Genomic DNA, 20,269 nt, shown 5'->3' with positions numbered 1-20,269 from the left:
TCCTAGCTCAAACCAGCCGGAATAGCCGGCGGGCGTTCTCATCGGTTTTTTGCCCCAGCCATTGCGGCTCTTCCTGTCGCCAGACGGCGACCTGCTGCACGATATGGGGCAGGAAACAGGGTTCGTTGCGGCGAGATGCGGGTTTAGGCTGTAAATCCCGGGGCAACAGATAAGGGGCGTCCGTTTCCAGCAGCAAACGCTCGGCCGGGATCTGCGGCAACAGGGCGCGCAATTCCAAGCCGCGCCGCTCGTCGCAGACCCAACCGGTGATCCCGATCGACAGACCCAGCGACAGGCAGCTTGTTAATTCTTCGGCGGTGCCGGTGAAGCAGTGCACCACGGCCGCGGGCAGTTTATCCAACCACGGCGTCAGTAGCTCGGCAAAACGTGCGTGTGCGTCGCGGCAATGAAGAAACACCGGCAGCGCCAACTCCGCCGCCAGCGCCAGCTGCGCGGTGAACGCCGCTTCCTGCTGTACGGGCGTCGAGAAATTGCGATTGAAATCCAGGCCGCATTCGCCGATCGCCGCCACTTCAGGGCGTACGGCTAACGCATAAATCTGCTCGGCGGTCTGTTCATCCCAACCGCTGGCGTAATGCGGATGCACACCGGCGGTAGACCAACCGTAGCCCGCATGTTGCTGCGCCAATTCCGCCGCTTCGCGGCTCTCTGCCAGATCGGTGCCGGTAATCAATATCCCGGTAACGCCCGCCGCGCGGGCGCGCTCCACTACCGCCTGGCGGTCTTTGGCGAATTGGCTGCTGGTGAGGTTAACGCCGATATCAAACATGGTTTTTTCCAAAGCAAAAGCCGCCCAATGGGCGGCTTAGCAATCAAGATGGATCAAGGGGCTGGCGGTTCGTCACCCTCGTCTTCTTCTTCCGCCTGTGGACGACGTTTGCCGGTATAGAAGCGAGCGAAGAACACCCCCACTTCAAACAGCAGGTACATCGGTATTGCCAACAGGGTTTGCGAGAACACGTCCGGCGGCGTCAACAGCATGCCGACCACAAACGCGCCGACCAACACATACGGCCGTTTCTTCTTCAGATCTTCCGGCGAGGTGACGCCACTCCAGCACAGCAGAATGATAGCGACCGGCACTTCGAAGGCGACACCGAACGCCATAAACAGCGCCATGACGAAATCGAGGTAGTTTTTGATGTCGGTGGCAATGGTCACCCCCATCGGCGCGGTCTTGGCAAAGAAGCCGAAGGCCAGCGGGAACACGATGAAGTAGGCGAAAGCCATGCCGAGGTAGAACAGCAGGCTGCTGGACACCAGCAGCGGCATCATCAGGCGGCGTTCATGCTTGTACAGCGCCGGCGCGATGAATGCCCACACCTGATACAAAATCATCGGCGCGGAGACGAACACCGAGACGATCATGGTCAGCTTGATCGGCGTAAAGAACGGTGACGCCACGTCGGTAGCGATCATGCTCGCCCCGGCCGGCAGCTGCTTGAGCAGCGGCGCAGAGACCAACTGGTAGATGTCGTTGGCGAAAAACACCAGCACCACGAACACCGCCAGCACGCAAATAATCGAGTTAAGCAGCCGCTTGCGCAGCTCTATCAGATGACTGATAAGGGGTTGGGTATCTTCAACAGCCATGTATTAACGATCGCCACTAGGTTGGTGAGACGCTGGGGTTTTATCCGCAACAGGTTCGACAGGTGCCGGCGCGGTTTCCGCCGGCGCTTTAGCCGGTTGCGCCGCCACCGGCGCGACGGCTTCAGGTTCCGCTGCCGGTTTTGGCGCGGCGGCGGGCGCACTGGCGCGGGTTGCCGCTTCCGCCGGCGTCACGCCGTCGTGCAAGGCTTCCGGATCGGTGATCTGCGGGTTATGAATGGTGTTCGCCAGCTCTTCTTTCTCGCCCTGGTAGGTGCGTTTCAATGATTCCGCCGCGTCTTTCAGCTCATCCATCGACGCCTTCAGTTCCGGCGTCAGGTTCTGCAGGCCGGCCTGTTCCGCTTTTTTCAGGCTGTCCTGCAGCTCCTGCAGCTTCAGCTCCTGAGACAGTTCGTGCTGCACCGAGGCCGCCAGCGAGCGCAGCGCGCGGATCCAGCCCGATACCGTTCTGACCGCGACCGGCAAGCGTTCCGGCCCCAGAACAACCAGGCCGATCACCAGCACCAGCAGCAGCTCACTAAACCCAATGTCAAACACGGTTTATACCTGCTCTTTGTTCTTCGACTCTTCCGGTTTCACTTCCGGCTGCTTATCGGTAATAGGCTTGGCCGAGAAGTCAGCGTCATCCAGGCTGCTTTTCTCAGCCGTGTTGGGGGTCGACGGCGTATCGTCGCCGATCGCCTTCTTGAAGCCCTTGATCGAGGCGCCGAGATCGGAGCCCAGCGTGCGCAGTTTTTTGGTACCGAACAACAGCACCACGATCACTGCGATGATCAACAATTGCGTAATACTAATACCGCCCATTTTAATTACCTCTAATTTTAAAGGGTCTTTTAAAGCCAGCCCGCATTATAGAGCCGACTTTACCAGAGTAACGAATTAAATCAGGTGGTTCGCTTCCAGCCAATCACCCAGCATACGATGCCGGCGGCCATCATCCAGGCGGGAAACACCTCGATTTGCCCCAGCAGCAACAGCGTGCCGCTTACCAACAGTGTAGCGCCAACGCCGAACAAATAACGTGACTGCCCCTGACGAACCCGCTGAGCCTGCATCTGGTTGGTCAGCTTATCAACGCTTTGTTGCAACAGTTTATGCTGCTGCAAGCTATCGTAAAACAGCTCGGGCAGTTCCGGCAGCTTCTCCGCCCAGAACGGCGCTTTCTCTTTCAGCGCACGCACCACGGCGGGAATGCCGACCTGATCGCGCAGCCAGCTCTCGAGGAACGGCTTGGCGGTGGTCCACAGATCCAGCTGCGGATAGAGCTGACGCCCCAGTCCTTCAACATACAGCAAGGTCTTCTGCAATAACACCAGCTGCGGCTGCACTTCCATATTGAAGCGTCGCGCGGTGTTGAACAGGTTCAGCAGCACGTTGCCGAAGGAAATCTCCGCCAGCGGCTTCTCGAAAATCGGCTCGCACACGGTGCGGATGGCGAATTCGAAGTCTTCCACGTTGGTGTCGCGCGGCACCCACCCGGAGTCGACGTGCAGTTCCGCCACCTTGCGGTAATCACGGTTGAAGAAGGCGATGAAATTTTCCGCCAGGTAGCGTTTATCATCCTTGTTCAGCGAACCGACGATGCCGCAGTCGATGCCGATGTAGCAAGGATCTTCCGGATGTTCGTAGCTGACGAAAATATTACCGGGATGCATGTCCGCATGGAAGAAGCTGTCGCGGAAGACCTGGGTAAAGAACACCTGGACGCCGCGTTCCGCCAACAGTTTCATGTTGGTGCCCTGCTGTTCCAGCGTGGCGATGTCCGAGACCGGAATGCCGTAAATGCGCTCCATCACCAATACGCTTTCGCGGCAGTAGTCGGAATAAACTTCCGGTACGTACAGCATTGGGCTGCCGTCGAAATTGCGGCGCAGCTGAATGGCGTTAGCCGCTTCGCGCAGCAGGTTCAATTCGTCCAGTAGAGTTTTCTCATACTCGCGTACCACTTCGCGCGGGCGCAGACGGCGGCCGTCCGGCAACAGCTTCGGCACCCAGCCTGCCAACCGGTACATCAGACGCACGTCGGCCTTGATGATCGGCCCGATATCCGGCCGGATCACCTTCAGCACCACTTCCTGGCCGGTGGTTTTCAACCGCGCGGTATGCACCTGCGCGATCGAGGCAGAGGCCAGCGGCTGCTGATCGAAGTCATCGAACCAGGTCTCCAGCGGGCCGCCCATCGCCAGCTCGATATGCTTACGCGCCAACGCGCCATCGAAAGGCGCCACCCGATCCTGCAGCAGCGTCAGCTGATCGGCAATGTGCGGCGGAAACAGATCGCGACGGGTCGACATCATTTGGCCGAACTTGATCCAGACCGGCCCCAGTTCCTGCAGCGCCAGCCGCAGACGTTCACCCAGCGGTTTGTCCTTGTGCCGATTCGGCATCCAGAACAGCAGCCGGCGGCCAAAGCGCAGCGGCAGCGTCAACCGCATTTTAGGGATCAGCTCGTCCAGCCCGTAGCTGAGAAAAACGCGGACGATAAAATACAAACGGCGCAGTTCGCCTGGGGTCATCGCTTGCCCTCCAACTTGTCCATGCGGGCAATCAGCGCTTCCGCGCTGCGGGCGAGTGCGTCAACTTCTTCGTTGAACCACACCACTTCCAGCGGCCCCGGCGCCAGGCGCCACTCTTCTGTCAACGCCTCAGCCATGTCTTGCTGCCGGCGCATAAAGCCGGCTTTCAGCAGCGAGGCGCCTTTTCCCAGCGCCTGTGTAATGCCTTGGGCGGCGATATCGCCGATGTAGGGCGCCAGCCACTCCGCCGGATCCCACTCCGCCAGATCGAGCAGGCCAACCAGCTGTTGCACCACCTGAATATCGCCTTCCACCGTCAATTCGCCGCTGCGCATCAGCACCGGCAACTGCTGGCGATCGCGCAGCTTCAGCAAGGAGGGAATGCGGCTACGCACGGTGCAATCGGCGCTGTCTTCAGACTGCCCCAGCACATCCACGCGCAGTTCGCTGAACACCAGCACCAGCGGCGAAGCCAACTCTTCCAGTTCGATGCGCAGCACCTTGCCCGCCAGGCGTTGGCGGGCGGCTTTCATGCTGCGATCGCGAAACAGCAGGTTATTCAGCGAGGTTTCCAGCGCACCGGTCAGCAGAGGGGTAAACAGCATCGGCATCTCCCTCTCAGAACTTGAAGCCGCGATGCAGGGCGACAATACCACCGGTCAGGTTGAAATAGGTGACGTTTTCAAAACCGGCGTTGCCCATCATGCCCTTCAGGGTTTCCTGATCGGGGTGCATGCGGATCGATTCCGCCAGGTAGCGGTAGCTGTCCGGATCTTTCACCACCAGCTCGCCGATCTTCGGCAGCACGTGGAAAGAGTAGGCGTCATAGGCTTTGCTCAGCGGCGCCAGCAGCGGCTTGGAGAATTCCAGCACCAGCAGACGGCCGCCCGGCTTCAGCACGCGGAACATCGAGCGCAGCGCTTTGTCTTTGTCAGTGACGTTACGCAGGCCAAAGGAGATGGTGATGCAATCGAAGTAATTGTCCGGGAACGGCAGCGCTTCGGCGTTGGCCTGCACGTAATTGATGTTGCCGACGATGCCGCGATCGCGCAGCTTCTCGCGCCCCATCTTGAGCATCGAATCGTTGATGTCCGCCAGCACCACCTGCCCCTGCTCGCCCACCATGCGGGAGAACTTGGCGGCCAGGTCGCCGGTACCGCCGGCCAGATCCAGCACGCGCTGCCCGCGGCGCACGCCGCTGCAGTCAATGGTGAAACGCTTCCAGATACGGTGAATACCGAACGACATCAGGTCGTTCATCACGTCATACTTTGCCGCTACCGAATGGAAAACGTCCGCCACCATGGCCTGTTTTTCGTCTCTAGCGACGGTGCGAAAACCGAAATCGGTGGTTTCCTGCGATTGATCTGCCATTGTCCTGCCTGCTATTCAGTCAATTTTGTGTGGATGAGTGTACCAGAAGCCCGGTGAATACCCCACCTCGCCACGGCCTCAGCCGTGCGAAACGAAGCCCGGTTCCCCGGCGGTATCGTCATCGTCGTTCGTCTGCGGCAGCGCGGCGACATCATCGTCGTTCGCCTCTTCCGCTTCATCGTGTTGCGCGCCGGCTTGCTGCGCCAGCAGCGGGTTTATCGGCCGTTTGACCTCAACCCCCAACGCGCGGAAACCTTCAATTTGGCCGATAAGATTACCACGGCCTTCGCTCAGTTTGTTCATCGCCTGACGATAACTGCCCTGCGCCTTGTCCAGGCTCTGCCCCAGCGCGGACATATCGTCCACGAACAGCCGCATCTTGTCATACAGTTTCGCCGCGCGATCGGCGATGCGCTGGGCGTTCTGGCTCTGATGCTCATAGCGCCACAGGTTGGTGATGGTACGCAGCGCCACCAGCAACGTGGTCGGGCTGACCAGCATGATGTTGTGCTTAAGCGCTTCGCTGATCAGCTCCGGCTCGCGATCGATAGCCAGCAGGAAGGCGGGCTCGACCGGAATGAACATCAGCACATAATCCAGCGAACGCAGCCCCGGCAACTGCTGATAGTCCTTGCGGCCCAGCATGCGGATGTGGCCGCGCAGCGAGGCGATATGTTCGCTCAGCGCCGCTTCGCGCTCCGCCTCATCCTCGCCGTTGAAATAGCGCTCGTAGGCGATCAGCGACATCTTGGCGTCAATCACTACATCCTTACCCTGCGGCAGGCGCACGATCACATCGGGCTGCATGCGGCTCTGATGATCCACCCGCACGTTGACCTGCGTTTCATACTCATGTCCTTCGCGCAGGCCGGAAGCCTCCAGCACCCGGCTCAGCACCACCTCGCCCCAGTTGCCCTGCGTTTTGTTGTCGCCTTTCAGCGCCTTGGTGAGGTTGATCGCCTCGCGCGCCATCTGCGCGTTCAACTGCTGCAGATTGCGTATCTCGTGCGTCAGCGTATGGCGCTCCCGCGCCTCCTGGCCAAAGCTGTCCTGCACCTGCCGGCGGAAACCGTCCAGCTGTTCGCGCAGCGGCAACAGTAAACGATCCAAACTTTGCTTATTTTGCTCGTCCACCTTGCGGCCGCTGTGTTCAAAAATGCGGTTGGCGAGATTTTCAAACTGGGTGGTGAGCCGCTGTTCGCTGTTGATAAGCAGGCGCTGCTTCTCCTCCGCTGCCATACGCGTCTCTTCCAGACGGATGGTGACTTCGCGCAGTTCGGCTTCCTGCGCGCTGTTAACCTCGCGCTGGGCGCGCAGCTCCTGATTGAGCAGTTCGCATTCGTTGCGCCAATGGTTGAGCTGTTGCAGCTTCTCATGTCCGGCCGCCAGTTGGCTGTGCAGATTGCGCAGCTCCAGCTCGCTCTGGCGCGACTGCTGTTCGTGGCGCTGCAGCGTTTCCTGCCGCGCCGCCGTTTCCTGCTGCGCCTGCTGCAACGCTTGCTCCAGCAACCGCAGCTCGGTTTCATGTTGCGCATGCGTCTGCTGCACCCGCAGACTGGCGATCAGCCACCCCAACAGCATGCCGATCGCTACGCCGCCAATCCCATAAATCAGACTGGTATCCACCCTGCCTCCTGTTGCACCTTGCCGTTGCGGCGTTTTGCACGCCCATTGCCCGTCACGTTAAGGGGAGGCTGTATGGATGTCCAGCCTGATTTTGCCGGCCGCGCACAATATTGCGCGGCGCTGCGCAATTTAGCGAGAAATCAACCCAGCCACTGGCTGAGCCACTTGATGCCGAACGCCCCCGGCGCCAGAATGCCGAACGCCCAGATCATCGCCGACGTGACGTTGGCCAGTTGGAAATAGCGCTGCGGCATGCCGCAAATGCCGCCCACCAACGGCACCACGGCGCGCAGCGGGCCGAAGAAGCGGCCGATGAAAATGCCCAGCACGCCCCAGCGTTCAAAGAAGGCGTGGCCGCGCGCCAGCAGCTGCGGATTGCGCGACAGCGGCCACATATGGGCCACGCGATCCTGATAGTGATAGCCGATCCAGTAAGAGAGCCAGTCGCCGAAAAACGCCCCGGCGGCGGCGGCGGCCCAAATCGGCCAAAAGGCGATGCCGCTTTCGCCGATCAGCGCGCCCAGCGCCAGCAGGATCACCGTGGCCGGCAGCAGCAGCGACAAAAACGCCAGCGACTCGCCGAACGCCAGGAAGAAGATGATGGGAATGGCCCAGCCTTCGTGCTGACGCACGACGTCGCTGACCCAGTTGATAACGTCATTGAGGCTCAATACGGGGCTCCTGATACGCGATGGTTCGCCGCCTAGGATAAGCCGGGGCGAGTTAAACCCCGGTTAAACACGCAGCGATTTACTCGAGGTAGAACGCCTGCAGCGCTTCGCGCTGGGCCGCGCCCAGACCGTATTCCGCTTCCAGCCAGCGGTCGGTGGAGCCGTATTGCTGACGGATGCAGCCCAGCGCCGTCATCAGGAACTCCTCGCGCGCGCTGAGCACGTAGGCGAATTGCTCCAGCGCCGCCGCATTCAGCTTGATAGAGAGCTGATCCAGCATCTGCTCGCGGAAAGTGACCAGCGTGGTTTCAGTCAGCAGATAGTCTTCCAGCACCGTCGCTTCGTCGGCCCCCAGCGCGAACAGCACCAGTGCCGAACCGACCCCGGTGCGATCCTTGCCGACTGCGCAGTGCTGCACGATCGCGCCGCCGCCGGGGTTGCTCAGCAGCTGCGCCAACCGCTGATAGGCCACATTGCCGAACGGCAGGCGGCGATACAGTTCCAGCATGAACGCGCGGGCGTCGAAAGCGGCCAGCGTTTCGTTGGTGAGCTTCTCCAGGTTGGCGTTGACTTCGCTGCTCAGCGGGTTGGCCGGCACGTGATGATAGTCGGCGCCATTCCACAGAATATCCGGTTTGGCCTGCACTTCGTCGGCATCGCGGTAGTCCAGCACCGAACGCACCGGCACGCCGGCGAGAAAGGCGCAGTCGTTTTCCGTCAGCCGCTCGAGGGAACCGGAACGAAACAGCAGGCCGCGCTTGATGCGGCGCCCGTCGGCCACGCCGTTGCCGCCGAAGTCACGGAAATTAATGCCGCCGTCGAGCGGCGCAAGCGAAGGATGAAGCAGGATCTGGGCGGTCATAAACGTCCTCGTTGTTTTTGTTATGACAACGCGCGGCGGCCATCGGCGCAGCGCTGAGGAGTATCACCGTAACAGATTAGTCGCGAATGGAAAAACGGGCCGCGGCGGCGGCCCGTTCAGGGGAGGCGATTACAGCAGACGGCGGGCGGCATCCACCACGATCTGCACCGCTTTGCTTTCGGTGTTTTTCATGGTCTCGGCGTTCGGGATCTCTTGCTGGGTGCGGTTAACGATCACCCCAGCCACCATGCCGGCACGCAGGCCCTGGCTGGCGCACATGGTCAGCAGCGTGGCGGACTCCATTTCATAGTTCATCACGCCCATCGCCTGCCACTCTTCCATCGAGCCTTTAAAACGGCTGACCACGCGGCCGGAGTAGGTGTCGTAACGTTCCTGGCCCGGGTAGAAAGTATCGGAAGAAGCGGTTACGCCAATGTGGGTGGTCGCGCCGCTGGCTTTGGCCGCTTCCACCAGCGCGGTGGTGCAGGCGAAGTCCGCAACCGCCGGGAACTCCATCGGCGCAAAGTGCAGGCTGGCGCCGTCGAGGCGTACCGCCGCCGTAGTCACCAGCACGTCACCGACGTTGATATTGGCCTGAATGGCGCCGGTGGTGCCGATGCGCAGGAAGGTGCGAATGCCCAGCTGCGCCAGCTCTTCCACCGCGATAGAGGTAGACGGGCCGCCAATACCGGTGGAGCAGACGATCACCGCCTTGCCGTCCAGCTCTGCGCGCCAGGTGGTGAATTCACGATGGGAGGCCAGATGCACCGGATTTTCCATCAGCTTGGCAATCTTCTCTACGCGCTGCGGATCGCCCGGCACGATGGCAAGCTGGGCCCCTTGTAAATCGTTCTTGGTGAGGCCGAGATGAAAAACGTCAGACTGAGACATACGAGACTCCTCATGGATCATGTTTATTGGGAGGAACAAAAAAGCACTCTACTGAAAATCGCCGCTTAATTTCGTGACGACAGTCACTATGAAAAGAGAAACAAATTACATGCTACATATTTTTTGTGATTTTTATCACAAAAAATCACTATCACTATAAGGCATCCAGAATGCACCGCTAAACCTCAGTCTAGCCGACAAACCTTGCAGCTCCCTGCCCGTTGGTTGCCGGCTGAAACTATTTAGCTCATCAATCCGAAATAACTCCATCTTATCGGTTGCTTAGGGGCAAAAAAGCCCTCTAACGCACCTTATGGCACTTACGCGGGCCAAAACGCGTAATAACATGATAAAAAGCGCTTAAAAATGCCGCAAAGCCAGATAATTAGCCGTTTTTTATCGACTTGTCCGAAAGTGCGCCACGCAGCGCCAATAATGGGTAATCTTTCCTATAGTTAATCTCAGCGCTTTTTTCTATTGCACGGAGACCGCAATGAAAACCGAACATGTGATGACATTAGAACAGGCTCAGGGGGGATTCGCCCCGGCCGCCGCGCCGTTGGCCGCCTCCGCGATTATCACCGACGAACAGGGCATTCATGCCGGGCAAACGACCATCCCTTCTCAGGGCGACGCGCTGCCGGCCTACGTCGCCAAACCCGCCGACCATAACGGCCCCTTTCCCATCGTGCTGGTGGTGCAGGAAATCTTCGGCGTCCATGAGCACATTCAGGATCTTTGCCGTCGCCTGGCCAAGCAGGGCTATCTGGCGATCGCGCCTGAGCTCTATTTTCGCCAGGGCGATGCCAACGACTACAGCGATATCGGCGAGCTGTTCCAGCAGTTGGTGACCAGGGTGCCGGATCGTCAGGTGCTGTCGGATCTGGATCACGCCGCGCACTGGGCTATCCGCCACGGCGGCGACGCCGGCAAGCTGGCGATCACCGGCTTCTGCTGGGGCGGTCGCATTACCTGGCTGTACGCAGCGCACAACCCGCAGTTGAAGGCGGCGGTCGCCTGGTACGGCAAACTGGTCGGCGAGAAAACGCTGAATTCACCGAAGCATCCGGTCGATGTCGCCACCCACCTGTCGGCGCCGGTACTGGGGCTGTATGGCGGGCAGGACAGCGGCATTCCGCTGGAGACGGTGGAAACCATGCGCCAGGCGATACGCGCCGCCAACGCCGAGGCCGAAATCGTGGTGTACCCCGAGGTCGGGCATGCGTTCAACGCCGATTATCGTCCCAGCTACAACGCCGAAGCGGCGCAAGACGGCTGGCAGCGCATGCTGGCGTGGTTCGCCCAGCACGGCGTCAAGTAACCTCCCCCGCATAAAAAAGGGCGCCGAAGCGCCCAATCATCACACCAGTCAATCTGTAAGCGGCGGAGCTCATCCGCCGCACGCCATCACGCCTGCTCGCGCAGGCGCTGCGCCGCCAATACCATGTTGGCCAGCGACTGCCGGGTTTCCGGCCAACCGCGGGTTTTCAGGCCGCAGTCCGGGTTAACCCACAGGCGTTCCGCCGGGATGTTCTGCGCCGCTTTACGCAGCAGCGCTTCGATCCATTCCACGCTCGGCACGTTCGGCGAGTGGATATCGTAGACGCCCGGCCCGATTTCGTTCGGGTATTCGAACTCTTTGAAGGCTTCCAGCAGATCCATATCGGAACGCGAGGTCTCGATGGTGATCACGTCGGCGTCCAGCGCGGCGATGGAGTCCATGATGTCGTTGAACTCGCAGTAACACATGTGGGTGTGGATCTGGGTGTCATCCTGCGCCACGGCGGCGTTCAATTTGAAGGCGTCCACCGCCCAGTTCAGGTAGGCGGCCCAGTCGGATTGGCGCAGCGGCAGCCCCTCGCGCAGGGCGGGTTCGTCGATCTGAATGATGCCGATACCGGCTTTTTCCAGATCTTCCACCTCGTCGCGCAGCGCCAGCGCAATCTGCTTGGCAATCACTTCGCGGGTCACGTCTTCACGCGGGAACGACCAGCACAGGATGGTGACCGGCCCGGTCAACATGCCTTTTACCGGCTTGTCGGTCAGCGACTGGGCGAATTTGGCCCATTCGACGGTGATGGCTTCCGGGCGGCTGACGTCACCGATGATCACCGGCGGCTTCACGCAGCGGGAGCCGTAGCTCTGCACCCAGCCATTCTGGGTAAACACGAAGCCGTCGAGGTTCTCGCCGAAATATTCCACCATGTCGTTGCGCTCGGCTTCACCGTGCACCAGCACGTCCAGCCCGAGGCGCTCCTGCTCAACGATCGCCTGTTTGATGTGCTCTCCAATGCTGGTGCGGTAGTTGTTGCCGTCCAAACGGCCCTGTTTGAAATCCAGGCGCAGGCCGCGGATCTCGGTGGTTTGCGGGAACGAACCGATGGTGGTGGTCGGCCAGGCCGGCAGGTTGAAACGTTCGCGCTGCGCCCTGGCGCGCTCGGCGTAAGCGCTGTGGCGCTCGCTGTCCTGCGCAGTGATCGCGGCCAGACGGCGCTCAACCTGCGCATTGTGTACACGGCTCGACTGACGGCGGGCGCGGATCGGTGCGCTGTAGGCGTCCAGTTCGGCTTGCTTCGCCGCGTCAGGCGCGTTCAGCGCCGCAGCCAGCAGCGCCAACTCGGCGCATTTTTGTAGAGCGAAGGCGAACCAGCTTTTCACTTCTTCATCCAGACGGCTTTCCACGCTCAGGTCGATCGGGCTGTGCAGCAGTGAACAGGAGGAGCCAATCCACAACGGGCGGGTGCCCACCAGCGGCTGAAGACGTTCGAACCAGCGGCTCAGATCGGCGCGCCAAACGTTGCGGCCGTTGATCACGCCCAGCGACAGCAGCCAGTCTTGCGGCAATGCGGCGCTCAGCGCGGCGATATCGTCGTGACCGGCGACCAGATCGACGTGCAGCCCCTGCACCGGCAGCGTGCGAACCGTATCGAGGTTGTGGCCGACGCTGTCGAAATACGTGGTCAACAACAGCTTAACCTGCCCCTGCAGCGCGTCGTAAGCTGGTTTAAAGGCGTCCAGCCAGGCCTGCGGCAGCTCCAGCACCAGCGCAGGCTCGTCAATTTGCACCCACTCGACGCCGCGTTTCGCCAGCTCGGCCAGCACCTGCTGGTAAACCGGCAGAATGTCTTTCAGCAGCGACAGGCGATCGAACGGCTCGCCCTTCACTTTACCCAGCCACAGATAGGTCACCGGGCCCAGCAGCACCGGTTTGATGCGGTGACCAAGCGCCAGCGCTTCGTCCACTTCATCCAGCAGTTGGGTCCAGCCCAGCTTGAACTGCTGGCCTTGTTGGAACTCGGGCACCATGTAGTGGTAGTTGGTGTTGAACCATTTGGTCATTTCTGCCGCGGCCGCCGGCTCGCCGGTCGGTGCGCGGCCACGGCCGATGCGGAACAGCGTGTCCAGATCGATCGAGCCATCCGCATTCTGATGGCGCGCCGGCACGTTACCCAGCAGCAGGCTGGTGGTCAACACATGATCGTACCAGGCGAAATCGCCGACCGGCACCAAATCCACCCCGGCCTGCTGTTGCTGTTGCCAATGGCGAGCGCGCAGCTCGCGGCCAACCGCCAACAGCTCTTCCTGCGTTGAGTTGCCGGCCCAGTAGCTTTCCTGAGCTTTTTTTAGCTCACGTCGTAGCCCAACGCGAGGAAAACCCAGTGTGTGATTCAAAATTGCCATCGTCTTATTCCCCATTTAGCCGTCCAGATGTTTACACATCCATAATCAGCAGGTACTGTATTAACCACAAGCGCAATTTATTCACTGTCAATGTGAAGGACTCTCATGATCGAACTGAAACATTTACGGACGCTGCAGGCCCTGCGCAGCAGCGGTTCGCTGGCGGGGGCGGCGGCCCAACTTCATCAGACGCAGTCTGCCCTGTCGCACCAGTTCAGCGATCTTGAGCAACGTCTGGGCTTCAAGCTGTTCGTGCGCAAGAGCCAGCCGCTGCGCTTCACCGCCCAGGGCGAGATCTTGCTGCAGCTGGCGGAACAGGTGCTGCCGCAAATCTCACAGGCGCTGCAGGCCTGCCACGAGCCGCACCAGACCACGCTGCGCATCGCCATCGAATGCCACAGCTGCATTCAGTGGCTGACGCCGGCACTGGACAATTTCCGCCAGCGTTTCCCGCAGGTGGTGATGGACTTCACCTCCGGCGTGACTTTCGATCCGCAGCCGGCCCTGCAACAGGGCGAGCTGGATCTGGTGATGACGTCGGATATTCTGCCGCGCAGCGGCCTGCACTATTCGCCGATGTTCGATTTCGAGGTGCGTCTGGTGCTGGCGCCGGATCATCCGCTGGCCGGCAAGCCGCACATCGAGCCGGCAGACTTGAGCGATGAAACGCTGTTGATTTACCCGGTGCAGCGCCAGCGGCTGGATATCTGGCGGCATTTCCTGCAGCCGGCGGGCGTCAACCCGGCATTGAAGAACGTCGATAACACGCTGCTGCTGATCCAGATGGTGTCGGCGCGGATGGGGATTGCGGCGCTGCCGCACTGGGTGGTGGAGAGTTTCGAACGGCAGGGGCTGGTGGTGACCAAAACCCTGGGTGACGGCCTGTGGAGCCGCCTGTACGCCGCCGTGCGCGACGGCGAACAGCGCCAGGCGGTGACCGAAGCCTTTATCCGCTCGGCCCGCCAGCACGCCTGCGATCATCTGCCGTTCGTGCGCGACGCGGCACGCCCCGGCGCGACCGGCGCCAAAGCGTTGGCGGCCGGCGTATAAACTGTCGCCCTCCCGTTTAGCCGAGCTGTTTCGGCGCCACCCAGCGGCGGTGCACCCACAGCGAAGCGACGATCACCGCCCCGCCGATGATAAAGCTCGGCCAGTGCGGCTGTTGCTGCCAGATGGCAAGGTTGACCAACAAGCCGGCCGGCACATGCATGTTGTTCATGATGCCGAGCGTGCCGGCATCCACCTGCGTCGCGCCGTAGTTCCACATGAAATAGCCCAGCCCCGACGCCACCACGCCCAGCCAGATCAGCACGCCCCACTGCAGATTGGTCGTCGGCAGCTGCTGCGGATTGCCCCACAGGAACCAGGCCACCACCGCCACCACCGCCGCCCCCAGGTAGAACCAGGAAAAGGCGGTGTGCTGCGGCAAGGGGTGCACTTCCATCAGGCGCTTATAGCCGACCATGCCGATGGCGAAGCTGATGTTCGCCGCCTGCACCAACAGCAGCCCCCACCAGAAGTGTTCGCTCAGTTGGTGATAGCGAATGATCGCCGCGCCCAGCACCGCCAGCAGCGCGCTGAACACATAGCCCCAGCGTAAACATCGGCCGCTCAGTAAGTCGTAGATCAGCGTGATGTACAGCGGCGTCAACACGGTGAACAGCAGGAATTCGGGTACCGTCAGGTAGAGATAGGCGCGGAAGCTGAACAGATACATGATGCCCAGTTGGAAGGCGCCCACCAGCATATACAGCAGGATCACCCTGGGCTTGATATTGCGCCAGCGCAGGAACGGCAGGAACACCAGCGCCGCCAGCCCGATGCGCACCAGCGCCGAAAACCCGCTGTCGACCTGACCCGCCAAATACTCGCCGATCAGGCTAAAAGAAAACGCCCACAGAATGGTGGTGATAACCAAGAGCAGCACGATGGGTTCATCCTAGCAATTCATAAACCGCGATTGTAACGGAAGATGGGCACCGCGTTGGCGAAAAGGCGGTTTACATTTGAACAAAAGACAAACTACCAGCAAAATTTCACCGCTGGGTTAGGCTTAATAAAAAAGCGAGGTAACCATCATGAAAACGTCTCACATCCTGTTCGCTCTGCTGTTGCTGCCCGGCCTGGCTGCAGCGGCCAACGGCGTAACCGATCTGCGTTCACAGCAGCAGCTTCTCAACCAAAACAGCCAACAGGCGCAGCAACAGCGCTTGTTGAACAACCGGCAGATGGATCAACGCCGCCTGCAACAACAGCGACAGTTCGACAATCAACGGCAACAGCTGTTGCAAACCACGCCGAACGGCGGCCAGCTGCTGCCTAACGGCAACCAGCCGCGCGATCCGTTCAACCGTACCGCGCCGGCGGTGCCGCAGGCCCCGCTGCCGGCTACGCCCGCACGCCCATAACGGTGAGGATCAGCGGCGTGGTGATCGCCGCCAGCACGGTGGACATCACCAGGCTGGTGGCGGCCGGGCCGGTGAGCGTATTGAACTGACGCGACATCAGGTAGACATTCACCCCCACCGCCATTGAGCCCAGCAGCACCACCACGCGGGTCTCCATCGGCGGCAGATCCATCATCCAGGCCAGCAGCCAAATCACCAACGGCTGTACCAGCAACTTCAGCACGCAGATGGCGCTGCTCAGTTGCCAGCCTTCGCTGATGCGGTACTCGGCGAGCCCCATGCCAAGCACCACCAGCGACAGCGGCGCCGCCACCTGGCCGAGCATGCTGACCGGCCGATCGACGAAGTCCGGCAGCGGCAGGCCGGTCAGGCTAAACAGCGTGCCGGACAAAATGCCGACGATCAGCGGGTTGGTCAGCACGCTGCGCGCGGTTTTAGCAAAGCCCCCCAGCGTCGGCGAGCCGTTGCGCGCCCATTCGATCGACACCGTGACCAGCGTCCACAGGATCAGGCCGTTGAACACCAGCACCAGCGCCACCGACGGGATCGCCGCCTGCCCCAGCATCACGCTGGCGATCGGTAAACCGAGCATCACGTTATTGGAGAAAATACCGCCCAGCGCAAACACCGACCCGGCGACGCCATCCAGCCGGAAAAGGTACCGGGCAACCAGGCGGCCGAGCACGAACACGATCAGGCAACTGCCGAAGAACGCGATCAACAGCCGGGCATCGACCGCCGGACGCTGCGAGAAGTCGCACATCATGCGAAACAGCATGGCGGGCAAGGCGAGGGAAAACACAAAGCGCGTCAGGCCATCGGTGATGCTGGCGGGCCATTTCCCCCAGCGAATCAGCCCATAACCCAACGCGATCAGGACGAACAGCGGTAATGACAGCACCATCTGGTGCCACAGTGACAGGATAAAGCCAGGCATCGCATTCCTTCCGGTGGTGCGGCGGCAAGGCTTGTCGTCGCAGGATTCATCGGCGCCGGATTAGAACTCCGAGCCAATCAAATCTATCCGGTCGGTGCAAATGCAGTCAACGCCCCAGTCGAGCAGCAGGCGCGCGCGATCAGGCTGGTTAACGGTGTACACCAGAATGCGCAGACCGGCGTCTTTCAACGCTTTCACCCGCTCGGCGGTCAGCGCCTTGTGGTCGATATGCAGCGAGACGCAGTCCAGACGTTCGGTCAGCTCGCGCCAGTTGTCGTCCCAGTCCTCCAGCAGCAAGCCGCGCGGCAAATCCGGCACGGTGCGTTGCGCCGCCGCCAGCGCTTCCACCGAGAAGGAGGAGAGCAACGGGTCGGTCTGCCCTTGCCACAGCAGCCGCGCCGCCAGCGCCACCACCCGGCCGGTTTCGTCGTCGCTGCCGGTGGTCGGTTTGATCTCGATATTGGCCATCAGGCCGTGTTCCCGGCAGCGTTCCGCCACCTCCGACAGCAGCGGCAGCCGCTCGCCCTTGAAGGCCGAGCTGTACCAGTTGCCGGCGTCCAGCTGCACCAGCTTATCCCACGGCAGCTCGCCCGCCACGCCCCAGCCGTTGCTGGTGCGATCCAGCGTATCATCATGCAGCAGGAAAATTTGTCCGTCCTGCGCCAGTTTGGCGTCGAACTCGATCATCTTGTGGCCGTGGCGCGCGCCGACGTCGATCGCCGCCAGGGTATTTTCCGGCGCCAGAGAACCGCCGCCGCGGTGGGCAACGATATGAGGGTAAGGCCAGGGTCTCGTCATCAATCCATCCGTAATCCGCTGTGGGTGTCAAAGAAGTGCAGCGCCTGAGCAGGCAGCTGCAAATATAGCGTACTGCCCGCCGTCGGCAAGGTTTCATGCGACAGCCGCGCGATCACCCCGTGACCGCCCCACTGGCCGTGCGCCAGATTGTCGGCTCCCAGCAGTTCCAGCGTCTGCAGCTGCAGCGGCACGCCCTGGCCTTGCGCCACCAATTGAATATGCTCCGGCCGAATGCCCAGCGTCAACGGCCGCCCCGCCCACTGCGGCTTGGCCGCCGGCAACGGCAGCGTCATGCCGTCCGCCAACAGCAGCTGGCCGCCGTCGGCGCTCAGGGTGCCGGGCAGCAGGTTCATCGCCGGCGAGCCGATAAAGCCGGCGACGAACAGCGAAGCCGGCCGTTGGTACACTTCACTCGGGGTGCCGATCTGCTCCGCCACGCCCTTATTCATCACGATCACCCGCTGCGCCAGCGTCATCGCCTCCACCTGATCGTGGGTCACGTACAGGCTGGTGGTTTTCAGACGGCGGTGCAGCTGTTGCAGCTCCAGGCGCATCTGCACCCGCAGCTTGGCATCCAGGTTGGACAGCGGCTCATCGAACAGGAATACCGCCGGTTCGCGCACGATGGCGCGCCCCATCGCCACCCGCTGGCGCTGGCCGCCGGAAAGTTCGCGCGGTTTACGCTTGAGCAGCGGCTCCAGCTCCAGGATGCGCGCCGCTTCCTCCACCCGCTGGCGGATATGCTCCTTGCCGAAACCGCGGATCTTGAGGCCGTAAGCCATGTTGTCGTACACGCTCATGTGCGGATAGAGCGCGTAGTTCTGGAACACCATCGCGATGCCGCGATCCTTGGGCTCCAGATCGGTCACGCGCCGGGTATCGATATAAATATCGCCGCTGGTGGTGCGTTCCAGCCCGGCCACCATGCGCAGCAGCGTGGACTTGCCGCAGCCGGACGGGCCGACCATCACGATGAACTCACCGTCCGCCACATCGAGATCGATCTGTTTGATCACCGGCGTTTTACCGTCGTAAGACTTGGTGACCGCCTGTAGTTTTAATCCTGCCATCGTCGTTATTTCTCGCTATCAACCAGACCGCGCACAAACCAGCGCTGCATCAGAAGCACCACCGCCAGCGGTGGCAATAAAGTCAGAATCATCGCCGCCATCACCTGGTTCCACTGGGTCGGCGCGCCGGAAGTGGAGATCATGCTCTTGATGCCCGCTACCGCGGTGCCCATCGAGGCGTCGCTGGTGATCAGGATCGGCCACAGGTATTGGTTCCAGCCGTAGATAAAGGTGATGACGAACAGCGCCGCCAGATTGGTTTTCGACAGCGGCAACACGATGTCCCAGAAGAAACGCATCGGCCCGGCGCCGTCGATGCGCGCCGCCTCCAGCAGCTCATCCGGCAGCGTCATGAAGAACTGGCGCAGCAGGAAAGTGGCGGTAGCCGAGGCCATCAGCGGCAGCGTCAGACCGGTGTAACTGTCCAGCAGGTTGAGGTTGGAGATCACCTCCACCGTCGGGAAAATACGCACCTCCACCGGCAGCATCAGGGTGAGGAAAATCAGCCAGAAGAACAGGCTACGCAGCGGAAAGCGGAAGTACACGATGGCGTAAGCCGACAGCACCGACACCGCGATCTTGCCGAAGGTGATCGCCAGCGCCATGATCACGCTGTTCAGCAGCAGCAACGAGAACGGCACTTTGAGGTTGCCCACGCCGCCCTGCCAGATATTGCGGATGTTCTCCCACAGGTGGCCGCCGGGCACCAGCGTCATCGGCACCTGAAACACCTGTTTGTCGTCCAGCGTGGCGGCGACAAAGGCCACGTACAGCGGGAACAGCACCACCAGCACGCCGATAATCAGCATCACATGGCTGAAGATGTCCAGCCCGCGTCGATTCTCAATCATTGGTAGCGCACCTTACGTTCAACGAAGCGGAACTGGATCACCGTCAGGCCGATCACCAGCAGCATCAGGATCACCGACTGCGCGGCGGAGCTGGAGAGATCCAATCCAGCGAAGCCTTCGCGGTAGATCTTGTAGATCAACGTGGTGGTGGACTGCACCGGCCCGCCGCCGGTGGCGGCGTCGATCACCGGGAAGGTATCGAAGAAGGCGTACACCAGATTGACCACCAGCAGGAAGAAGCTCACCGGCGCGATCAGCGGTAGCACCAGATGGAAGAAGCGGCGTACCGGACCGGCGCCGTCGATGGCCGCCGCCTCCACCAGCGAACGCGGGATCGACTGCAGCGCCGCGAGGAAAAACAGGAAGTTATAGCTTATCTGCTGCCATACCGAGGCCAGCACCACCAGGAACATCGCCTGGCCGCTGTTTTGCGCATGGTTCCAGTTATAGCCCAGCCCATTGAGGAAGTGGGTGATCAACCCGAGACCGGGGTTGAACAGAAAAATCCACAGCACCGCCGCCACTGCCGGCGCCACCGCATAGGGCAGGATCATCAGCGTGCGGTAGAGGCGGCTGCCGCGCAGCACGTAGTCCACCAACGCGGCGAAAAACAGCGAGACCGCCAGCCCGATGCCCGCCACCAGGAAGCTGAAGATCAGCGTGGTGTAGAACGAGTCGAGATAGTAAGGATCCTGGAACAGCTGCTTAAAGTTATCCAGCCCGACAAACTGGCTGGACAGGCCGAACGGATCGAGGCTCTGCACCGAATACCACAGCGCCTCGCCGGCGGGCCATAAAAAGAAGACGGCGGTAATCAGCAGCTGCGGCAGCACCAGCGCATAGGGCAACCAGCTGCAGCCGAAACCGGGACGGGAAGATGACATAGCAGTTAAACCATTAATCGGGCACGGAAGGATCGGCGTGAAGACGCGGGCCCGGTCCGCCGGGCCCG

The 20,269-nt window shown here is 61.1% G+C and carries 21 protein-coding genes; 3 read left to right on the top strand and 18 right to left on the bottom strand.

Features of this window, described 5'->3' with window-relative positions; all coding sequences use genetic code 11:
* Positions 1-7 precede the first annotated feature (7 nt).
* The 11 genes from tatD to udp all read right to left on the bottom strand — a co-directional run bounded on the left by tatD (position 8) and on the right by udp (position 9,572).
* The gene (gene tatD / locus AC2CGQ_RS22385; protein WP_048326672.1) at positions 8-790 is read right to left on the bottom strand and encodes a 3'-5' ssDNA/RNA exonuclease TatD; all 783 of its coding nucleotides are present in this window, start codon (positions 788-790) and stop codon (positions 8-10) included.
* Positions 791-843: 53 nt separating this feature from the next.
* Entirely contained in the window at positions 844-1,614 is a 771-nt protein-coding gene (tatC, locus tag AC2CGQ_RS22380) for a Sec-independent protein translocase subunit TatC (RefSeq protein ID WP_004934456.1), read from the bottom strand.
* Positions 1,615-1,617: 3 nt separating this feature from the next.
* The gene (gene tatB, locus AC2CGQ_RS22375) at positions 1,618-2,169 is read right to left on the bottom strand and encodes a Sec-independent protein translocase protein TatB (RefSeq protein ID WP_021504797.1); all 552 of its coding nucleotides are present in this window, start codon (positions 2,167-2,169) and stop codon (positions 1,618-1,620) included.
* Positions 2,170-2,172: 3 nt separating this feature from the next.
* Positions 2,173-2,436, bottom strand: coding sequence for a Sec-independent protein translocase subunit TatA (gene tatA, locus AC2CGQ_RS22370; RefSeq protein ID WP_004934452.1), 264 nt, complete (start codon positions 2,434-2,436; stop codon positions 2,173-2,175).
* Between the two features lie 80 nt (positions 2,437-2,516).
* Positions 2,517-4,148: a ubiquinone biosynthesis regulatory protein kinase UbiB gene (gene ubiB / locus AC2CGQ_RS22365; protein WP_004934451.1), complete on the bottom strand. Its 1,632-nt coding sequence runs from the start codon at positions 4,146-4,148 to the stop codon at positions 2,517-2,519.
* The gene (ubiJ, locus tag AC2CGQ_RS22360; RefSeq protein ID WP_015376304.1) at positions 4,145-4,753 is read right to left on the bottom strand and encodes a ubiquinone biosynthesis protein UbiJ; all 609 of its coding nucleotides are present in this window, start codon (positions 4,751-4,753) and stop codon (positions 4,145-4,147) included. The genes ubiB and ubiJ overlap by 4 nt, the downstream gene beginning before the upstream one ends.
* A 13-nt stretch (positions 4,754-4,766) precedes the next feature.
* Positions 4,767-5,522, bottom strand: a complete 756-nt coding sequence (ubiE, locus tag AC2CGQ_RS22355) for a bifunctional demethylmenaquinone methyltransferase/2-methoxy-6-polyprenyl-1,4-benzoquinol methylase UbiE (RefSeq protein ID WP_004934443.1) — start codon at positions 5,520-5,522, stop codon at positions 4,767-4,769.
* Positions 5,523-5,600: 78 nt separating this feature from the next.
* Positions 5,601-7,148, bottom strand: coding sequence for a DNA recombination protein RmuC (gene rmuC, locus AC2CGQ_RS22350; protein ID WP_015376303.1), 1,548 nt, complete (start codon positions 7,146-7,148; stop codon positions 5,601-5,603).
* Between the two features lie 140 nt (positions 7,149-7,288).
* The gene (locus AC2CGQ_RS22345; protein ID WP_004934438.1) at positions 7,289-7,819 is read right to left on the bottom strand and encodes a DedA family protein; all 531 of its coding nucleotides are present in this window, start codon (positions 7,817-7,819) and stop codon (positions 7,289-7,291) included.
* A 79-nt stretch (positions 7,820-7,898) separates the two neighbouring features.
* The gene (locus tag AC2CGQ_RS22340) at positions 7,899-8,681 is read right to left on the bottom strand and encodes a tyrosine-protein phosphatase (RefSeq protein WP_484593890.1); all 783 of its coding nucleotides are present in this window, start codon (positions 8,679-8,681) and stop codon (positions 7,899-7,901) included.
* Between the two features lie 129 nt (positions 8,682-8,810).
* The gene (gene udp, locus AC2CGQ_RS22335) at positions 8,811-9,572 is read right to left on the bottom strand and encodes a uridine phosphorylase (RefSeq protein WP_004934432.1); all 762 of its coding nucleotides are present in this window, start codon (positions 9,570-9,572) and stop codon (positions 8,811-8,813) included.
* Between the two features lie 493 nt (positions 9,573-10,065).
* Between udp and AC2CGQ_RS22330 the strand changes: the two genes are divergently transcribed.
* Entirely contained in the window at positions 10,066-10,893 is an 828-nt protein-coding gene (locus tag AC2CGQ_RS22330) for a dienelactone hydrolase family protein (protein WP_015376301.1), read from the top strand.
* 86 nt (positions 10,894-10,979) lie between these two features.
* Here AC2CGQ_RS22330 and metE read toward each other — a convergent pair whose 3' ends face one another.
* Positions 10,980-13,268 carry a 5-methyltetrahydropteroyltriglutamate--homocysteine S-methyltransferase gene (metE, locus tag AC2CGQ_RS22325; RefSeq protein WP_174242154.1) on the bottom strand — a complete coding sequence of 763 codons (2,289 nt, stop codon included), beginning with the start codon at positions 13,266-13,268 and terminating at the stop codon, positions 10,980-10,982.
* Positions 13,269-13,358: 90 nt separating this feature from the next.
* On the opposite strand from metE, the gene metR reads away from it, so the two are divergent.
* Positions 13,359-14,303 (top strand): HTH-type transcriptional regulator MetR, encoded by a 945-nt coding sequence (gene metR, locus AC2CGQ_RS22320; protein ID WP_015376299.1) that lies wholly within the window; start codon positions 13,359-13,361, stop codon positions 14,301-14,303.
* A 16-nt stretch (positions 14,304-14,319) separates the two neighbouring features.
* On the opposite strand, the gene AC2CGQ_RS22315 is transcribed toward metR, so the two are convergent.
* Positions 14,320-15,180, bottom strand: a complete 861-nt coding sequence (locus AC2CGQ_RS22315; protein WP_484593889.1) for a carboxylate/amino acid/amine transporter — start codon at positions 15,178-15,180, stop codon at positions 14,320-14,322.
* 151 nt (positions 15,181-15,331) lie between these two features.
* Here AC2CGQ_RS22315 and AC2CGQ_RS22310 point away from each other — a divergent pair, with 151 nt between their 5' ends.
* Positions 15,332-15,661 (top strand): hypothetical protein, encoded by a 330-nt coding sequence (locus tag AC2CGQ_RS22310; RefSeq protein ID WP_016929457.1) that lies wholly within the window; start codon positions 15,332-15,334, stop codon positions 15,659-15,661.
* On the opposite strand, the gene AC2CGQ_RS22305 is transcribed toward AC2CGQ_RS22310, so the two are convergent.
* From AC2CGQ_RS22305 to ugpA, 5 genes are read right to left on the bottom strand one after another with little or no spacing between them, the layout of a single operon-like run.
* On the bottom strand, positions 15,642-16,598 hold the full coding sequence (locus tag AC2CGQ_RS22305) for an AEC family transporter (protein ID WP_015376296.1): 957 nt from the start codon (positions 16,596-16,598) through the stop codon (positions 15,642-15,644). The two genes, AC2CGQ_RS22310 and AC2CGQ_RS22305, sit on opposite strands and share 20 nt — an antisense overlap.
* Before the next feature lie 60 nt (positions 16,599-16,658).
* Positions 16,659-17,396: a glycerophosphodiester phosphodiesterase gene (ugpQ, locus tag AC2CGQ_RS22300; protein WP_004934408.1), complete on the bottom strand. Its 738-nt coding sequence runs from the start codon at positions 17,394-17,396 to the stop codon at positions 16,659-16,661.
* The gene (locus AC2CGQ_RS22295; protein WP_043137521.1) at positions 17,396-18,466 is read right to left on the bottom strand and encodes a sn-glycerol-3-phosphate import ATP-binding protein UgpC; all 1,071 of its coding nucleotides are present in this window, start codon (positions 18,464-18,466) and stop codon (positions 17,396-17,398) included. The genes ugpQ and AC2CGQ_RS22295 overlap by 1 nt, the downstream gene beginning before the upstream one ends.
* A 5-nt stretch (positions 18,467-18,471) precedes the next feature.
* Positions 18,472-19,317, bottom strand: a complete 846-nt coding sequence (ugpE, locus tag AC2CGQ_RS22290; protein ID WP_019455301.1) for a sn-glycerol-3-phosphate ABC transporter permease UgpE — start codon at positions 19,315-19,317, stop codon at positions 18,472-18,474.
* On the bottom strand, positions 19,314-20,201 hold the full coding sequence (gene ugpA, locus AC2CGQ_RS22285; RefSeq protein ID WP_015376293.1) for a sn-glycerol-3-phosphate ABC transporter permease UgpA: 888 nt from the start codon (positions 20,199-20,201) through the stop codon (positions 19,314-19,316). The genes ugpE and ugpA overlap by 4 nt, the downstream gene beginning before the upstream one ends.
* Positions 20,202-20,269 lie beyond the last annotated feature (68 nt).

The organism is Serratia sp. DFXYC6 (assembly GCF_057196085.1).
This window is presented reverse-complemented; position numbering and strand designations above follow the sequence as displayed.

Bases quoted from the DNA above. Each gene is read 5' to 3' on its own strand.
- tatD (WP_048326672.1), bottom strand. From the start codon at position 790: ATGTTTGATATCGGCGTTAACCTCACCAGCAGCCAATTCGCCAAAGAC.
- tatC (WP_004934456.1), bottom strand. From the start codon at position 1,614: ATGGCTGTTGAAGATACCCAACCCCTTATCAGTCATCTGATAGAGCTG.
- tatA (WP_004934452.1), bottom strand. From the start codon at position 2,436: ATGGGCGGTATTAGTATTACGCAATTGTTGATCATCGCAGTGATCGTG.
- ubiB (WP_004934451.1), bottom strand. From the start codon at position 4,148: ATGACCCCAGGCGAACTGCGCCGTTTGTATTTTATCGTCCGCGTTTTT.
- ubiJ (WP_015376304.1), bottom strand. From the start codon at position 4,753: ATGCTGTTTACCCCTCTGCTGACCGGTGCGCTGGAAACCTCGCTGAAT.
- ubiE (WP_004934443.1), bottom strand. From the start codon at position 5,522: ATGGCAGATCAATCGCAGGAAACCACCGATTTCGGTTTTCGCACCGTC.
- AC2CGQ_RS22340 (WP_484593890.1), bottom strand. From the start codon at position 8,681: ATGACCGCCCAGATCCTGCTTCATCCTTCGCTTGCGCCGCTCGACGGC.
- udp (WP_004934432.1), bottom strand. From the start codon at position 9,572: ATGTCTCAGTCTGACGTTTTTCATCTCGGCCTCACCAAGAACGATTTA.
- AC2CGQ_RS22330 (WP_015376301.1), top strand. From the start codon at position 10,066: ATGAAAACCGAACATGTGATGACATTAGAACAGGCTCAGGGGGGATTC.
- metE (WP_174242154.1), bottom strand. From the start codon at position 13,268: ATGGGGAATAAGACGATGGCAATTTTGAATCACACACTGGGTTTTCCT.
- metR (WP_015376299.1), top strand. From the start codon at position 13,359: ATGATCGAACTGAAACATTTACGGACGCTGCAGGCCCTGCGCAGCAGC.
- AC2CGQ_RS22310 (WP_016929457.1), top strand. From the start codon at position 15,332: ATGAAAACGTCTCACATCCTGTTCGCTCTGCTGTTGCTGCCCGGCCTG.
- AC2CGQ_RS22305 (WP_015376296.1), bottom strand. From the start codon at position 16,598: ATGCCTGGCTTTATCCTGTCACTGTGGCACCAGATGGTGCTGTCATTA.
- ugpQ (WP_004934408.1), bottom strand. From the start codon at position 17,396: ATGACGAGACCCTGGCCTTACCCTCATATCGTTGCCCACCGCGGCGGC.
- AC2CGQ_RS22295 (WP_043137521.1), bottom strand. From the start codon at position 18,466: ATGGCAGGATTAAAACTACAGGCGGTCACCAAGTCTTACGACGGTAAA.
- ugpE (WP_019455301.1), bottom strand. From the start codon at position 19,317: ATGATTGAGAATCGACGCGGGCTGGACATCTTCAGCCATGTGATGCTG.
- ugpA (WP_015376293.1), bottom strand. From the start codon at position 20,201: ATGTCATCTTCCCGTCCCGGTTTCGGCTGCAGCTGGTTGCCCTATGCG.